Annotated in this window: 12 protein-coding genes; 10 read left to right on the forward strand and 2 right to left on the reverse strand. The window is 45.8% G+C overall.

Annotated features, from left to right (window positions below):
- Window positions 1-9: 9 nt before the first annotated feature.
- The 9 genes from Q1A18_RS01970 to feoB all read left to right on the forward strand — a co-directional run bounded on the left by Q1A18_RS01970 (window position 10) and on the right by feoB (window position 11,241).
- Window positions 10-684: a GDSL-type esterase/lipase family protein gene (locus tag Q1A18_RS01970; RefSeq protein ID WP_299576785.1), complete on the forward strand. Its 675-nt coding sequence runs from the start codon at window positions 10-12 to the stop codon at window positions 682-684.
- A 44-nt stretch (window positions 685-728) separates the two neighbouring features.
- Entirely contained in the window at window positions 729-1,649 is a 921-nt protein-coding gene (locus Q1A18_RS01975; RefSeq protein WP_299576787.1) for a dihydrodipicolinate synthase family protein, read from the forward strand.
- Between the two features lie 71 nt (window positions 1,650-1,720).
- Complete coding sequence (locus Q1A18_RS01980) at window positions 1,721-2,815, forward strand: hypothetical protein (RefSeq protein ID WP_299576789.1); 1,095 nt, start codon at window positions 1,721-1,723, stop codon at window positions 2,813-2,815.
- A 28-nt stretch (window positions 2,816-2,843) separates the two neighbouring features.
- Window positions 2,844-4,013 carry an AGE family epimerase/isomerase gene (locus tag Q1A18_RS01985; RefSeq protein WP_299576791.1) on the forward strand — a complete coding sequence of 390 codons (1,170 nt, stop codon included), beginning with the start codon at window positions 2,844-2,846 and terminating at the stop codon, window positions 4,011-4,013.
- Window positions 4,013-6,706 (forward strand): sodium/solute symporter, encoded by a 2,694-nt coding sequence (locus Q1A18_RS01990; RefSeq protein WP_299576793.1) that lies wholly within the window; start codon window positions 4,013-4,015, stop codon window positions 6,704-6,706. The genes Q1A18_RS01985 and Q1A18_RS01990 overlap by 1 nt, the downstream gene beginning before the upstream one ends.
- Before the next feature lie 342 nt (window positions 6,707-7,048).
- A complete protein-coding gene (locus Q1A18_RS01995) occupies window positions 7,049-7,435 on the forward strand; it encodes a hypothetical protein (RefSeq protein ID WP_299576795.1) in 387 nt (128 codons plus the stop codon).
- A gap of 122 nt (window positions 7,436-7,557) precedes the next feature.
- Window positions 7,558-8,589, forward strand: coding sequence for a TQO small subunit DoxD (locus Q1A18_RS02000; protein ID WP_299576797.1), 1,032 nt, complete (start codon window positions 7,558-7,560; stop codon window positions 8,587-8,589).
- 294 nt (window positions 8,590-8,883) lie between these two features.
- Complete coding sequence (locus tag Q1A18_RS02005) at window positions 8,884-9,138, forward strand: FeoA family protein (RefSeq protein ID WP_299576799.1); 255 nt, start codon at window positions 8,884-8,886, stop codon at window positions 9,136-9,138.
- Between the two features lie 6 nt (window positions 9,139-9,144).
- Window positions 9,145-11,241 (forward strand): ferrous iron transport protein B, encoded by a 2,097-nt coding sequence (gene feoB / locus Q1A18_RS02010; RefSeq protein WP_299576801.1) that lies wholly within the window; start codon window positions 9,145-9,147, stop codon window positions 11,239-11,241.
- Window positions 11,242-11,498: 257 nt separating this feature from the next.
- Here the strand turns inward: feoB and Q1A18_RS02015 are convergent, their stop codons facing one another.
- On the reverse strand, window positions 11,499-13,310 hold the full coding sequence (locus Q1A18_RS02015; RefSeq protein WP_299576804.1) for a sugar-binding domain-containing protein: 1,812 nt from the start codon (window positions 13,308-13,310) through the stop codon (window positions 11,499-11,501).
- A gap of 418 nt (window positions 13,311-13,728) precedes the next feature.
- Here Q1A18_RS02015 and Q1A18_RS02020 point away from each other — a divergent pair, with 418 nt between their 5' ends.
- Window positions 13,729-16,449 (forward strand): alpha-L-rhamnosidase, encoded by a 2,721-nt coding sequence (locus tag Q1A18_RS02020; protein ID WP_299576806.1) that lies wholly within the window; start codon window positions 13,729-13,731, stop codon window positions 16,447-16,449.
- Window positions 16,450-16,716: 267 nt separating this feature from the next.
- Here the strand turns inward: Q1A18_RS02020 and Q1A18_RS02025 are convergent, their stop codons facing one another.
- A complete protein-coding gene (locus Q1A18_RS02025) occupies window positions 16,717-17,448 on the reverse strand; it encodes a copper resistance protein NlpE N-terminal domain-containing protein (RefSeq protein ID WP_299576808.1) in 732 nt (243 codons plus the stop codon).
- Between the last annotated feature and the right edge of the window lie 187 nt (window positions 17,449-17,635).

Raw genomic sequence — 17,635 nt, forward strand, 5'->3', positions numbered from 1 at the left:
GGAAGTAATATGGTAAACTTAAAGTTGATAGTTACTGCGCTGATACTCGTTTGCTGTTTGCCTGTGGTAAGGGCACAGGAGGGAAAAAAATCGTTTCAATCGACTTACTATGAACAGCGGAGAACCCTTTTTGAGAAACTACCCAATACGAAAAATGAAATTATATTTCTGGGGAACAGCATTACTGATGGGGGTGAGTGGAGCGAAATTTTTCAAAATAAGAGAATTAAAAACCGAGGCATTAGTGGCGATGTCACCGAAGGCGTTTTGTTCCGTTTATCGGAAGTGACAGAATCGAAGCCGGCAAAGGTGTTTGTTTTAATTGGTATAAATGATCTTGCCCGTGGACTATCGAAAGAAGCTGTTTTTAGCAATATTTGCAAAATTGCTGAGCAAATTCAATCCGATTCGCCTAAAACCCGGGTTTATATCCAAAGCCTTTTGCCTGTAAACCCTGAATTTGAAAAATTTTCAGGCCATTGTTCCAAAACAAACGAGATTCTCTGGATCAACCAGCAGCTTAAAGGTTGGTGTACGAAAACTTCATGCAGCTTTATCGATTTATTTTCAGAATTTAAGAGTGACAGCAATGACTATATGAATCCAATTTATACGAATGATGGTCTTCACCTGAAAGGGGAAGGATACCAACTTTGGTCTGAAATAATACGAGAATTTATTTAAATACAATCACCATTAATGGAATGAGGAATAATACTATGAATACAATGATTAATAAAATTGAAGGATTGATTGCGGCACCATTTACACCAATGCATGCCAATGGAGAGATTAAGCTGGAGCAGCTGCCTGCATATTACAATTTTTTGCAGAAAAATGGTGTGGTAGGAGCTTTTATCAATGGCTCAACAGGCGAAGGTGTTTCGCTTTCTCAAGACGAGAAGCTGAAGCTTACAGCTGCCTGGACCGCTTTAAATAAGGAACACAAAGCCTTGAAGGTGATTAACCTGGTAGGTGGAACTTCTTATAAGGAATGTATTGAAAGCGCAAAAGCTTCAGCCGAACTGGGTGTTGACGCCATTGCTATTTTGGCACCTTTCTACTTTAAACCAGCCACCGGAAAGCAATTGGCTGAGTTCTGTGCTAAAATTGCTGAGGCTGTACCTCAATTGCCGGTTTACTTCTATCACATTCCGGTGTTAACGGGATGCAACGTGTCGATGTATGAGTTTTTGCAGGAAGCCAGTACAATGATTCCTAATCTGGCTGGTATCAAATACACGCACGAAGATTTCATGGATTTCCTAAGCTGTTTGAGTTTCCAGGATGGAAAATACGACATGCTATGGGGACGCGATGAAAACCTGTTGTCGGCACTGGTATTGGGAGCACGTGGAGGCGTTGGAAGTACGTTTAACTATGCAGCACCGCTTTACCATCAACTGATTAAAGCTTACGATGAAGGCAATTTTGTGGAAGCACGTAAGCTGCAGCAGCAATCCATCGACATGATTCGCTTACTCGGTAAATACGGAGGTATTGCTACCGGAAAAGCCTACATGCGCTATGTTGGCGTGGAGTGTGGTGAATTCCGTTTACCGGTGAAAAACATGACAGCGGAAGCTTACCAAGCCTTCCAGGCAGATGTTCGTGCGCTGGATATGGAGGCATTATTTTCAAAAATTTAAGGTGTAAGCTTTTCGAGCATCCTTAAATCAACTGGTTACAGTTTCAAACTATAAAAGCAGGATTAAGCGATATGCAACTAGAGTGGGAAAAACTGGAAGAAATTCCGGTAACCAATAAAAATGCTTTTCAGCATGGATTGGCAGGGCTTGTCGCCGGTGTGCACCACAATCGATTGGTGCTGGCGGGAGGTTCAAATTTTGAAGGAGCGATGCCTTGGGAAGGAGGCCGAAAACTTTATCACGATACTGTTTTCATGATGAAGCAAAAGGCAAACGCTGCATTTAGTTGGGAGCAGGCCGACTGGCAATTGCCGGAGCCAATGGCTTACAGCGCTTGTGTTTCAACTGAAAAAGGAATTGTTAGTTTAGGAGGAGAAACTGGCGATGGCCCTACCGCTCGTGCTTTTTGCCTTTCATTTGAAGAGGATGAGCTGAAAATGACAGATTATCCGAAGTTGCCGGAGGCTTTGGCCAGCTCGGCAGCCGCGGCGCACGGAAAAACGCTTTACCTGGCTGGAGGTATGGGCGTAACAGGCGAAACGAGTCATTTCTTTTCGCTGAATTTGCAAGCTCCGGAGGCTGGTTGGCAGAAGTTGCCTGACTTACCGTTACGGTTGTCGCATGCGGTAGCTGCCTGTCAGCACGACGGGACAGAAACCTGCTTTTATATTTTGGGTGGCCGCCGAAGAGCGGGAGCAACCTCTAAGTTTTTGAGCGCTATCTGGAAATACGTACCTTCAAAAAATGAATGGCAAAAAGCCGGTGAACTTCAGTTAGAAGGCGAAGCGCTGTTTGGACTTTCAGCAGGTACGGGCCTGGCTTATGGTCGCGACTCCATCCTGTTGTTTGGTGGCGATACGGGAGAAGCCTTTAACCAAACCGAGCGTTTGATAAACGCAGTGGCTCTGGCTGATACTCCCGAAGAAAAGGACCATTTTCTGAAGCTGAAAGAAAACCATTTGACCAGCCATAAGGGCTTTTGCACAGCTGTTTTCTGTTTCAACACCCGAAGCGGGAAGTTGAGCCGGGCCGGAAATATGGCCGGAATGACGCCGGTAACAACCACTGCCTTTTGGTGGAACGAGTCGGTTATTATTCCCGGAGGCGAAATTCGTCCGGGCATGCGTTCAGCCGAGGTGATTCGTGGAATCATCCGTCAGGAATAAGCTTTAATTCGGATAAAAACAAAAAATCATGAGTTTGGATTTTAAACAATTAGCATTACAATATCAGAAGGAATTACTGGAAAAGGTGGTTCCTTTTTGGGAGAAAAATTCGAAAGACGAGGAGTTTGGTGGTTATTTTACTTGCCTGGATCGGACCGGGAAAGTTTTTGATACCGATAAATTTGTCTGGCTTCAGGCACGTGAGGTGTGGATGTTTTCGTCTTTGTACAACCGGGTTGAGAAAAAAGCGGAATGGCTGGAAATGGCCGAACATGGCGCTCGTTTCCTGTTGGAGCACGGACATGATGGAGAGCTGAACTGGTATTTTTCGCTGACACGCGAAGGAAAGCCGCTGGTGCAGCCTTACAATATTTTCTCCGACTGTTTTGCAACCATGGCTTTTGGCCAGTTGTACCAGGCTACCGGCAACGAGAAGTACGCCGAGGTTGCCAAACAAACCTTCGACAATATTCTGGCGCGCCAGAACAACCCCAAAGGACAATACAACAAGCTGGTTGATGGCACGCGTCCGCTGAAAGGCTTTTCATTGCCTATGATTTTGTGTAACCTGTCGCTGGAAATTGAGCATCTTCTTCCTGAAGAACTGGTGAATCAAACCATTGATGAGGCGATTCACGAGGTGATGGATGTTTTCTATCAGCCTGATTCCGGACTGATTCTGGAAAATGTGAAACCCGATGGCAGCTTTTCCGATTCGTTTGAAGGCCGGCTGTTAAACCCCGGACACACCATTGAAGCGATGTGGTTTATCATGGATTTGGCAGAACGCCGCAACGATGAGGCCCTGATGCAAAAGGCCGTGAAAATTATGCTTGACACCCTGAAGTTTGGCTGGGATAAGGAGTTTGGCGGCATTTTCTATTTCCTCGATTTTAAAGGCAATCCACCTCAGCAACTGGAGTGGGATCAGAAATTGTGGTGGGTGCATATTGAAACGCTCATCAGCCTGATTAAAGCCTATAAACACACAGGCAACGAAGAATGCCTGCAGTGGTTTGAAAAAGTACACGATTATACCTGGTCGCATTTTGCCGATCCGGAGCATGATGAATGGTTTGGGTACCTGAACCGTCGTGGCGAAGTATTGCTGCCGCTGAAAGGTGGCAAGTGGAAGGGATGCTTCCATGTACCGCGCGGACTTTATCAGGTATGGCAAACATTGGAAAAATTAAACTAATGAGACAAAATCAAAAACGAAATCAACAAATGGCCAGGTCAGCATTCAGCTTAACAAGAAAGGTGACGATGGCCTTTCTTGTTCTGTTGGGGCTGTGGAGCGGAGAGCTGCTGGCCGAAGAAGAAATTAATCACATTGAGCAAAGCACCCAAAACATATTGGGTGATGTCAAACAAATTGCCGGTCAGGAAGGGGTGGCAGGTGCTTTTGCAGGCGTGCATAACAACGCGCTGCTTGTGGCCGGCGGCTCTGCTTTTCCGGATGGCAAACCCTGGGAAGGCGGACAAAAGCATTTTTCTGATGCCGTTCTTGTGTTTGAGCGCGGGACGGATGGTGCCGTTGAGCTGGTGCAGAATGGGCAACTTCCGGAAGGCATTGCCGAAGGAGCTTCGGTTTCGCTGTCCGAGGGGCTTTTGTGCCTGGGCGGTCAAACGCCTGCAGGCTTAAGCAAACAAGTGGTTTTAATCAGCTGGGTAAATAATCAGCTTGAATTAAAGCAATTTCCAGAACTGCCGGTTGCTGTTAAAAATCCGGCGGCAACAGTTATCGGAAATGCAGTTTATGTTGTTGGAGGGCAAAGTGCGACAGGTGCTACCGACCAGTTTTTGAAACTGGATATCGCGAACTTGTCTGCCGGTTGGCAAACTTTAGCCGCTTTCCCAATGCCGGTGGCGGGCGCATCAGCTGTTGCCCAGATGGATGGGGAAGAGGTGAGCGTTTTTGTTTTTGGTGGCCGTGCCAAAGCAGCCGGGGCCAGCACAACAACTTTTTACTCCGGCGTATTCCGTTTCCGTCCTTCTGCAGGAGTTTGGAAACAACAAAGAGATATCCGGCTTTCCGATGGACAGGCGATGTCCTTGGCCGTAGCTGCAGCAAGCCCGGTTGGTGCTTCGCATGTGGTTGTGGTTGGAGGCGACTCCGGCGCTACATTCAACCAGGTAGAAGCAGCAATTAACCGGATGCAGAACGGCGATGCTCAGGCTCAGGCTGAACGGGATTCACTATGGATCAATCATCCCGGATTCAATACAAAAATATTGATTTATAATACGGTGACCGATGTGTGGTTTGACGCAGGAAGCTGGGAAGGAACGCCTGTGGCAGTTAGCGCTTCGGTTTGGTGGAACGGCTCGCTGGTTGTTCCCGGTGGCGAAATTAAACCCGCCACCCGCACGCCCATGTTGCAGGAATTCCGGATAACGGTGAAGCCGGTTTTTGGCTGGCTCAACTATTTGGTGTTGGGGGTATATTTTATTGGCATGCTGCTTTTGGGCTTCTTCTTCATGAAACGCGAAAGCAGTACCGATGATTTTTTCAAAGCCGGAGGACGTATTCCCTGGTGGGCTGCCGGTATCAGTATTTTCGCCACAACGCTAAGCGCGATTACCTTTATTGCCATTCCGGCTAAATCGTATGCTACCGACTGGCGGATGTTCATGTTTAACATGGCCATCATTGTTATTGCACCGGTTGTTATCCGTTACTTTTTGCCTTTTTTCCGAAGGTTTAATTTTGATACCGCTTACCAATACCTGGAAGCTCGGTTTAACCGGTCAGTGCGCTGGCTGGCTTCGGCTTTGTTTGTCTTTTTCATGGTGAGCCGGATTGCCATTGTGCTGTTTCTGCCTTCATTGGCCCTGAATGCTGTAACCGGATTTAATATCTACCTGGCCATCATTGTTATGGGCGTGGTAACCATCATTTACTGTACCAGTGGTGGTATCGAAGCCGTTGTTTGGGGCGATGTTATTCAAGGATTCATTTTGGTTGGTGGTGCCTTTATCGCGCTGTCCTTTATGTTGGCCGGGGTTGAAGGCGGTTTGGGCGGATTTTTAGACATTTCTGCCGCGCATCATAAGTTTCACACCTTCGATTTTCGGTTCGATTTTACACAGCCAGTGTTCTGGGTGGTGCTGATTGGCGGGTTGGCAAACACCTTAATTTCCTACACCAGCGACCAGAGTGTTGTGCAGCGATACATGACAACCAAAGATGAAAAAGCGACCGGACGAAGCATTTGGCTGAATGGTTTTTTGAGCATACCGGTAAGCATCATTTTCTTCCTTTTAGGAACCGGGTTGTATGCCTATTATACTTCAAATCCTGAACGGATGGCCGTGGTTAATCCCAACATCGATTCGGTGTTTCCGCAGTTCATTGTGGCCCAAATGCCGGCTGGTGTTGCCGGACTGCTGATTGCGGCCATCTTTGCCGCGGCAATGTCAACCTTGTCGTCCAACATCAACTCGGTGTCAGCGGTAATCACGTCAGATTTTTACAAGGTGCTTGCTAAAAAGGTTACCCTGGGGCGTAGTATGTCTGTTGCCCGCTGGTCCGGCATTATTGTGGGCGTGCTTGGAATAATGATGGCCTTGATGCTGGCCACCTGGAACATTGCTTCGCTTTGGGATCAGTTTAACACGTTCCTGGGCTTGCTGACCGGAGGCCTTGGCGCCTTGTTTGTGATGGGTGTTTTCTTTCCACGAATTTCGGGCCATGCCGCACTGGGAGGTGTTGTTGGTGGCCTGATTGTACTGACGCTGGTGAAAAATCACTCGGATCTTTCGTTTTTGCTTTACGGTCTGGTAGGCATGGCAGCCAGTGTATTATTGGCCTTGTTGCTGAGCTTGGCTCTACCCAACCGAAAAACGATAACCGGTTATACCTGGCAAAGCCGCGAACGAAACGCATAGCCTTCAATTTAGTATACTATTCAAAAAGTGTCTTCCATTAGTTGGGAGGCACTTTTTTGTTTCAAGGAATTGGCGACAAGATTCCGGATTGCATTGGTCAAGTAAACAAAACCGATTCTTTGGATGTTTTAACTCACTTTAATGGACATAACGCCCCGGAACTTTTGCTTGCTAGTTCAAAAGGCCTGAACTTTTAGGGGAACGTTAATAGTCGTTAATAGGAAGCTGAAACTAGTTAATAAATTGTTAAACAGTAGCGACTCTTGCTGGTCTTTTCTATTTTTGGCAGAATTAAAACAACGAATGATTTTAAATAGTTATTGAAGCGTGTTTTTTTGACAGATGGGTACAATTTCCAAATACAATATTTTTAGCAACAAGCTATGGGCGGTGGTGTTCATGGGGTTGTTTTTGGCATTGGCTCCTTGTTCGGTTCGCAATACGCTTCAACGTGCCATAGGGCAACAAACGACGGAAAACCTGGTGAAGTTTAAGGCTTCGGTGCAGTACGGATCCAGCTGTAGTTATGATTATTATGCAGCAGATGCCGTTCCGCATAAGGTGGTAAAAACAAGTGCCTCGTTTGGACCTTCGGTCGTTCTATCCAATAATACTTCAGATTTTGACCAGCCGGCAGCCACACTTGAATGCGCCCCGGGATCCCCTGTTCTAAGGGGCTCTGAAGTGCCTCTTTACCTCTTGTATAAAAGATTGAAGTATGCTGCCTGATTGCATGTGAGCGCAGTAAGTAAAATCATCTTTTAACAACTAATTCCTCGTCGTTAGCGAATGCTGTGTATGTGCAGCGTCTGCAGAATGGTTTGACGATGGGGAACTCAAAACAAAATAACATGCAACATAAAAATTTAGTCCAGTCTTATCAGTTGGCTGGTTTATTCACCTTATCTATTCGTCTGGTTGTAGGCTGGACTTATTTCTCTGCTTTTTGGCGCCGCTTGTTTTTAGCCAATAAACTTGATCCGGAAGCGGCCGGTTACATTGGCGAAAAATTCAACCATTTCCTGCCCAATGCGCTGGGTATTGGGCCCGTAATTGAGTACCTGGTTTCCAATCCGGAGGTGTTATGGTGGGCTATGGCAGCCTTTACCATTATTGAAGGAATTGTTGGGCTTTTCATTATGCTTGGACTTTTTACCAGGCTTATGAGTGCCGGAGTTTTTGGTTTGGCCATGGGAATTTTATTGGGCTCAGGCTGGATTGGTACAACCTGCCTGGACGAATGGCAAATTGGGATTCTTGGAATAGCTTCGGGTTTCACCTTGTTTTTGTCTGGCAGCGGACGCTATTCGCTCGACTATTATTTGCAGAAGAAAGATCATGCGATAACGAAACACAATTGGTTTAGCTGGCTTGGTTCGGGCGTTTTACCCATTCAGCTCACAAAACTGCACCGGCTTGTTTTTGCCGGGTCTTTCCTCATTTTATTCATCACCTTATTTACCAACCAGCATTTTCACGGTGGGGTGTGGGGAAACCTGCACAACAAATCAGTCAAGCCTAAAATTGAAATTGCTGAAGCAAAAATTGCTGTGGATGAGCTTTCATTTCAGGTGTTTCGCGTGGAAGGAGCCGATGTATATGGCTCATTCCTGATTGGGATTGAATTGATGGATGAAAAGGGAAAGGTGGTTATTGCGTTGAATGGTGATGATCTGGCTGCTTTCCCGGAGGAAAATATTAGTAATAACTATGTTGCCCGGGTAAAGCCCGGAAAGCACAGTCTGGTGATTCCATTGGGAGCAAAAGCGACTTTGAGCATTGAAAATGACCAGTTGCAACAGCTAACGGCCGGAAAATACGAGTTAAAGCTGCTCGACATTAGTGGGGCTAGCTGGAGTGCATTTGTGGAAGTAGAAAACTAGTCAAGGACTTGATCGTTCTGCTTGCCGAAGGCCTTTGTTTCACGACAAAGGCTTTCGGTTTGCCTGCTTTTTAAAGCAGCGCTTTGATAAATAAGTTTCATGTACTCATTCGTTTTAGTCATAAGAAAAGGGGAGCTGTACTTCTGAAAATTATAGCCACAAATAGAATATCACTAGTAATAGGGATTGTTAAGGTTTCGGCAGAAAACTATTTTTGTTTATTTGGAAAAGGATAGTAATGTCTGATTTATTAAAATGCTTGGAATTCAAGCTAACGAAAGAAAAAATTAAAGCATGATTGATTTAACAATTTCAACAATACAAGAGACCATTAACAGTCTGCGACCAGGTGAAAAGGGAATTATCGGAAATTTTGCAGTGGAAAAAATTCCGCTTAAGCTTCAGGAAATGGGATGCTTGCCGGGCAATGAGGTACAGTTAATTCAACTAGCGCCGTTTCGCGACCCTTTGTTTCTGAATATCAATGGGAATAATCTGGCAATCAGACGTGAAACAGCTGACTTGATTGAAATTACCAAAGTGCTTTAGAGTAAAATGGGCAAACAATTGAAGGTCTCACTTATTGGGAATCCGAATACGGGCAAGACGTCCTTGTTCAATTTATTGACTGGTTTGAACCAGCAAGTTGGGAACTACCCGGGAATTACGGTGGAGAAAAAGGAAGGAACCTGCCGCTTGCCGGGAGGAGGAAAGGCGCATATTCTTGATCTTCCCGGAACCTACAGCCTGAATGCATCTTCGGCGGACGAACAGCTGGTGGTTGAATCGCTGCTGAGAAAGGAGCAACCCGATTTTCCGGATCTGGCCGTGGTAGTAGCTGATGTGGAAAACCTCAAGCGCAACCTCATTCTTTTTACCCAAATTAAAGATTTGAAGATTCCGGCTATTTTGGTGATCAATATGGCCGACCAAATGGAACGGCGGGGCATAAGCCTGGATGTTGAGTTACTGGAGAAAAAACTGAACACCCGGGTTGTCTTGATGAGTGCTCGGAAGAAGACAGGAATTGATGAGCTAAAGAAACAGATTGAAGATTACCAGCAGTTGCCGGTTTCGCCCTGTCTATCTGTTTCGGAGTTGGATGCAACTTATTTCGAGCGATTGCAAAAGGCCTTTCCCGAAGAAGATTTATACCGCCTGTGGTTGTGTGTTTCACAGGATGTTGCGCTAAAAAAGATTGATGAGAGCTTGCTAAAAGCGAATGAGTACTCGGAACGAAACACGCCCGAAATTAAACGTTTGCAACAGAAAGAAACCATTGCCCGCTACCTGTATATCAATCGTTTTTTGAACAATGCCTACCAGGTTGATCGCACGAAAGCGACCGATTGGCGCAGTGTTTTAGATCGTATTTTGACGCATCGTATCGGGGGGTATGCCATTTTCTTTTTGATCATGTTACTGATGTTTCAGGCTATTTACAACTGGAGCAGCATCCCGATGGATTTCATCGATCAGTCTTTTGCGCACCTGAGCGAATGGACCAACAACCACTTGCCTGAAGGGCCTTTTACCAGCTTATTGGCCGAAGGAATTCTGCCCGGCATTGGAGGTGTCGTGATTTTTGTACCTCAAATCGCTTTCTTGTTTTTATTCATTTCCTTGCTGGAAGAAAGTGGCTATATGAGCCGGATTGTCTTTTTGATGGATCGTTTGATGCGTCGTTTCGGGCTCAGTGGAAAAAGCGTTGTGCCACTCATTTCAGGGACTGCCTGCGCCATTCCGGCGGTTATGGCTACCCGTAACATTGAAAACTGGAAAGAACGGATGATTACCATTTTGGTGACTCCTTTTATCACCTGTTCGGCCCGTTTACCGGTTTACCTGATCATTATAGCCTTAGTTATTCCCGATCAAACGTTTGTGGGCTTCAACCTGCAGGGGCTGACTTTGATGGGTTTGTATGTTTTGGGTTTTGGAATGGCTGTTCTGTCGGCCTTTGTGCTGGATAAGATCATCAAAAATAAGGCACATACTACTTTTGTTGTTGAAATGCCGGCCTATAAAGTTCCGATGGCAAAAAATGTGCTTTATACCGTGCTTGAGAAAACCAAAAGCTTTGTGCTGGTTGCCGGTAAAATTATTTTAGCCATTTCGATTGTCTTGTGGTTTCTGGCTTCGAATGGGTATTCCGATGATTTTTACCAGGCTGAAGAAATTGTTCGGGCACAACCTGAAAATACGATGCTGAGCGAGCAGGAAATGCAGACCGCTGTGGCTTCATACCAGTTGCAACACTCTTATATCGGTATCATTGGTCATGCGATTGAGCCGGTGATTCGGCCCTTGGGCTACGACTGGAAAATTGGGATTGCCCTGGTGACCTCGTTTGCGGCTCGCGAAGTCTTTGTGGGAACCTTAGCTACCATCTACAGTGTGGGTAGTGAAGAGGAAGAGACGATTAAGGAACGCATGTCGTCGGATGTGAATATTCGAACCGGGAAGAAGCTTTTTGATTTCCCGACAGGTATTTCGCTGCTGTTGTTTTATGCTTTTGCCTTGCAGTGTATGAGTACGCTGGCCATTGTCAAAAAGGAAACGAATAGTTGGAAGTGGCCATTCATTCAGCTGGTGCTTATGAGTGGATTTGCTTACCTGGTTGCTTTGGGAGCTTACCAGGTGCTTACTTAATTTTTAAACGATAAAGAAATTGACGATGTGGAGTTTGCAACATATTTTGGTTTATCTGGCTGTGGCCGCTGCGGTAGCTTATTTGGTGAAGAAATATTTTCTGAAACCTAAAAGTAAAAAAGAGCGGACTTGCGGCATGGACGACTGCGGATGTCACTGATTGGCTTACTTCGTTGCTCTAAAAGAAGAAGCCCCGACAAAACGTCAATGCGTTTTGCCGGGGCTTCTTTGTACGTTTACTTTATCCGGTTTTTCCGCTATTTTTTGAGCACGTTTACAATTTTCCGGTTGATGTCATGGACACGGTCTTCTTCAATTTTAATGACTTTTCGGTCGTAAGTCATCAAGCCGTTTACTTCACCTTCCACATCGGTGGTTTGCGTGTACACAGCGGCTGAGAATCCGGCTTTAGCAAGTTTTAGAAGCTGCTCGCCATACTTCACATATTCGTCAGTCACTTCCTTCGAATTCTTAAACTGAACATAGCCCCAGTTGCGATCGGTCGCCCAAAGGTGACCTTCCAAAGCCAATCCAATTCCGCCGTATTCACCTAATACCGTCGCCCGGTTCGCATCATACAAGTACAATTCCGGATGGGGGTAGTTGTGTAGGTCAAGCATGTCGCCTACAGGATAGTGGTTACCACCACTTGCGGGGTTCACCAATCGGCTGGGATCGTAAGCTTTGGTCCACTCCACAATTTCCTGTGTTTTGAACTGTCCCCAAGCTTCGTTGAAAGGAACCCAGCATACAATGGATGGATTGGAATACAGAAAATCCATGATGTCTTTCCATTCAGCGTGGTAGTTGGCTTCCGATTCAGCGCTTCGTTTCAACTCCGTTCCGTCAAAATATTTGCGGTTTTGCCAACGTGGCGAACGATCTCCGTTAGGCATATCCTGCCAAACCAGAATTCCAAGTTTGTCACAGTGAGTGTACCAGCGGGCAGGTTCTACTTTCACGTGTTTGCGGATCATGTTGAAGCCAAAATCCTTGGTTTTCACAATGTCGTATTTCAACGCTTCGTCGCTCGGGGCGGTGTATAAGCCATCCGGCCACCAGCCCTGATCCAGCGGGCCAAACTGAAACACATCCTTGTTATTGAGTTGCAGGCGTACAATCCCATGCTCGTCGCGCTTGGTGGAAACTTTGCGCATGGCAAAATAGCTGTCCACCTGGTCAACCACCTTGCCATTGCTTAGCAAGCTTACTTTCAGGTCGTATAAAAAGGGAGATTCAGTATCCCACAATTTGGCATTGGGGATTGCAATGTCGACAGCCTGTTTGGCCGATGCTTTGGCTGTGGCAATTTTTGTGCTGCCATCAAACACCTCAACTTGGTATAAATCGCTGTAGTTGGTTCCGTTTGAAATTAGCTCAACGGAAAGACGATTGTTGTCGATATCGGGAGTTGTGCGCACATAGGCAATGTGTTTCTGGGCTACGGGTTCCAGCCAAACCGTTTGCCAGATTCCGGTAACCGGGGTATACCAGATTCCTTCAGGACGGCTGGTTTGTTTGCCTCGCGGTTGGTAGCCTTTTTCCGAAGGGTCCCACACTTTGACCACCAGTTTTTGGTCACCCGATTTGTTCAGAAAAGGAGTTACATCGAATGAAAACGGCGCATAGCCCCCTTCGTGCGTACCTACCTTGATGTCATTGATCCAGATTTCAGACCGCCAGTCTACTGCCCCGAAATGAAGCAAAATCTGCTTGTTTTTCCAGTTTGATGGCACTGTGAAGTTGCGTTTATACCACAGCTCGTTTTTGTCGCCCACGCGTTTCTTAACGCCCGATAAGCTGGACTCAACCGCAAAAGGAACCAGGATGTTACCATCAAAGTTTGCTGGTTCTGGGGCTCCCACTTCCTGGATGGCATATTCCCAAAGTCCGTTGAGGTTTTTCCAGTCGGTCCGTTCCATCGATGGACGAGGGTATTCCGGCAAAACATGATTGACATCGATATTTTCTGCCCAAGATGTTTTGATTTTATCACCTGCAGGGCTCCACTGCGCATAGGCACTCGCTAACAAGAAATGAAGAAGAATTACTAAAATTGGTTTTCTCATGTTTAGAATGTTGGTTATGGTTTAAGTGTGTTTCTAATATTTAATACTGTTTAACGGTTGTTTTTACTCAACGAAAATTAAAAATAAGTTTTTTGGAGCTAATTGCTTGATGAGAGACGCTATTTCACTTGTCGTTTACGGGATAGTACTGATGTGTTTAAGAACAGGGACAGTCTCATGAGCTTGTTGGGTATTACCTGAAGGAGGATTGGAATGGGCTTAAACGCTTATTTTATGCGGAGTTCTAAACGCGGCCTTTTTTGCCTGTATTTGACGTTTTATTGAATAATGGCTCTGAAAGACAGGATGGTACCGGATAGTGGTTAATGAAAAACAGGCTAACTTTTGTACCTTGTGAAATGACTAGCTCGGAAGAAAGTTATTCGCAATACCTAAAATAACCTAATTCTAAACCATCATGAAAAGACGAATTCTTCTGTTATTTATTCTTTCAATCAGTGTTGTTCCTTTAGTGGCTCAAGTGCAGATTACCAATTTGTTGGTTGAAAACAGACAAGAACCTTTGGGCATTGATGATCCCATGCCCCGTTTGAGTTGGCAGCTACTTGCCGACAAACGAAATGTGATGCAAACAGCTTATGAAATTAGGGTCAGTCCGGATCTGAAAGCATTGAAGCAAGGGAGAAAATTGAGCTGGCACTCCGGGCTTGTTCAGTCCGACCAGTCCGTATTGGTTCCTTACAAAGGAAGTGAATTGGCGCCGGGCACTCCATATTACTGGCAGGTAAGGGTTCGTGACAACAAGGGAAAACTATCGAAATGGAGTGATCCTTCTTTTTTTGTTACTGGTCTTCAGCAAGCTGCTAATTGGCAGGCTCAGTGGATTCAGGTTGGTTTTAAAGAGCAAAAGAGTCGGCCTTCACCTTTGTTTCGCAAGGAATTTACCAGCGACAAAAAGCTTGTGCAGGCCTTGGCTTTTATCACCGCCAAAGGTGTTTACGAGGCAGAGATTAATGGGCAAAAGGTGGGAGACCTTTGTTTGGCACCGGGCTGGACTTCATACAATAAACGCTTGCAGTATCAAACGTATGATGTAACTGACTTGATAAACGAAGGCAATAATGCCGTGGGCGTAACCTTAGGCAATGGTTGGTATCGCGGAAATATTGGGTTTGAGGGGAAGGTGGATGCTTATGGCAACCAGCTGGCTTTGCTTTTTCAGCTGGAACTGACGTATGATGATGGCTCAACAGCAGTGGTTTTGTCCGATGGAAGCTGGAAATCATCGACTGGGCCTATCGTTTATTCCGAAATTTATCATGGCGAAACCTACGATGCGCGTCTGGAGCAGAAAGGCTGGTCTGAAGCCGGATTTAACGACAGTGGCTGGAGCGATGTAGAGGTGAAAAATTACTCCAAGACAATTTTGGTTACAACAGAGAATGAACCCATTCGAAAGCAGGAAATATTCCATCCGGTAGAAATACTAGAAACACCGGTGGGAGACCAGGTGATTGATTTTGGACAGAATGTTGTGGGCTGGGTACAAATGAAAGTGGCCGGAAAAGCAGGCGATAAAATTACCATTACCCACACCGAAGTACTGGATAAGGACGGTAATTTTTACACCGAAAGCCTGCGGTCGGCCAGGCAGCAAAATACCTTCATTTTAAAAGGGGAGGGCTTGGAAGAATTTGAACCGCACTTTACCTGGCAAGGTTTCCGGTACATTAAGGTTGAAGGTTATCCGGGAGAATTGAAGCCTGAAAATTTTACGGCAACAGCCCTTTATTCGGATATGGAGCTAACGGGTTCCTTTGAATGTTCGGATGACTTGGTTAACCAGCTGCAGCATAACATTCAGTGGGGGCAGCGAGGTAATTTTCTGGATGTGCCGACCGACTGTCCGCAACGCGACGAGCGTTTGGGATGGACAGGTGATGCGCAGGCCTTTGCCCGTACCGCAAGTTTCAATTTTAGGGTGCACAGTTTCTTTGATAAATGGCTGAAAGACGTTGCGGCCGACCAGTATGCAAATGGCGGAGTGCCTTATGTTGTTCCTGATGTTTTGAACAATAAGCAGGTTAGCCCGGGGTGGGCCGATGTAGCCACCATTGCTCCCTGGACCATGTATTTGGCCTATGGTGACAAGGATTTGCTGGAAACTCAGTATGCAAGTATGAAAGCTTGGGTGGACTATATTCAGCATGTGAGTCATAAGAATTTGTGGCGGCCGAAACATTCTTTTGGTGACTGGTTGTTTTACCGTCCGTTTGATGATAACTCGGGCATGTCGGCCGTTACCGACAAGAGTTTAATTGCTCAGGCTTTTTATGCTCATTCCACCCAGTTGCTTATTCAGGCAGCGCAAGTGCTGGGCAAGCAGGACGATGTAAAAGTGTATCAGGATTTGCTGGCGCAGATTAAGCATGCTTTTACTGAGGAATACATGACACCCAAAGGAAAATTGGTTTCCGGTACGCAAACAGCTTATGTGCTGGCACTTCATTTCGATTTATTGCCCGAAGAACTTCGGGATCAGGCGGCAAAACGCCTGGTGGATAACATTCGGCTTTACAACACTCACCTGACCACCGGTTTTTTAGGAACGCCTTACCTGTGTCATGTGCTTTCTCGTTTTGGTTATACCGATGTGGCTTACGAACTGTTGATGCAAAAGACCTATCCATCGTGGCTCTACCCGGTAACCATGGGCGCCACCACCATCTGGGAGCGTTGGGACGGCATTAAGCCGGATGGCACTTTTCAAACGCCGGGCATGAATTCGTTTAACCATTATGCGTATGGAGCTATTGGCGACTGGTTGTACCGCGTGGTTGCCGGTATCGATACAGAGGTTGATCAGCCGGGGTATAAAGCAATCCGGATTCAGCCGCAGCTTGGAGAACCATTAACCCATGCCAAAGCAGAACTGAAGACCTACTACGGTACCGTTGTGTCGGGATGGGAAAAAGGGGTTGATAAAGTGACCTTGCAGGTTTCGGTGCCGGTGAATACCAAGGCGATTGTTGCCATCCCGGCTTCTGATGCGGCCGCCATCACTGAAGGAGGTAAGCAACTCTCCGAATTCAAGGAAATAACACTATTGGGCCAGGAAAACGGTCGGGTTTTGGTTCAAATCGGTTCGGGGGATTACTTGTTTGAATGGGGCAACTAGCATAAATTCCAGCTTGGGAAAACTAAAAGCCGGCCTTGTTGCGATGGTGCCATTCAAGGCCTGCTCAAAAATGACCGGACTTTTCTGAAAAAAGTCCGGAGAGAAATTAAAAAAGTCCAGACTTTATTTAAAAATGTCTGGACTTTTTTCTGGAAATCTCCTGACCTTTTTTGAAAAACAACAGGACTTTTTCTGAAAAAGTCAGGATGTTTTTTTTCCAGATCAGGATATTTTTGGGCTTAACTTAATACTGGCTTAAAAATGGCGTTAGTTGGAGCCCCCTGAATCACGCTGAAAAGTCAGCTTGCCGGAAGCATTGGACAGGGTCAGGCTTTGCTTGGCTTGTTTTACCTTCCAGCTTTGTTCATTCAAGGTTTTCAGAAACTCCGTTTCGTACTGATCATCAAAGCAGGCCATTTTTGTCGCCATAATCATTCCAAATTGAATGGAATCTCCGCTTAGTTCGAAGTTGCCGCCAATCCGGTTGCAGCCACCAAAACCACTAAACCGGTTTGCGTCAAGCTGAAACTCGATATAAGGCGCATTCTCGCCTTCAACGGTGGTCGTATTCATTTGTGTCAGTATCCACTTTCCGCTCAGGTCAATCTGTTGGGCTGCCTTCTCCGATTTATTCAGAATATACCAGTCGGCATAGCCCGATTCAATGGGATTGCCATAAATATCAAGAATGACCAGTTGATTGTTTTTAATGACAAATTGTTTCAGTCCTTCGTGTTGGTCCTTGTCTTTCAGGTGAACGATGGTGTCGTTCACAATTTCAAAGGTCCCTGAATTACGAAAAGTTCCATCTTCCCGGTCCAGGTAAGTGGAGCTTTCCGAATAGGTACGGTCTTTATTCAACGAAAGCGAGTACATAATGCCCGGGCAATCGGCACAAGGTAACTCACCGGTATAATTGCCAACAGGCACAACCAGTTTTTTGCTGGCACAAGATTGCATGAGTGCGAAAACGAAGATTAACCAACTTAATTTTTTCATTATATTCTGTTCTTATATGTTATAGGCGTTTCGGACGGCCAAGTAGATCGAACGGCTGAAAGCCTAAAGCGTTTAACGGATAACGTAGATGCTAAATTAGTAAAGAGGTTGCGTTGGGGCTTCAATTTCGGAAAAATTAACGATTATTAACAGTGGGGTAACAGTAATGTCATTTAACAATCGCTAA

Origin of the sequence: uncultured Sunxiuqinia sp. (assembly GCF_947495665.1) — a bacterium.
Lineage (GTDB): Bacteria > Bacteroidota > Bacteroidia > Bacteroidales > Prolixibacteraceae > Sunxiuqinia > Sunxiuqinia rutila.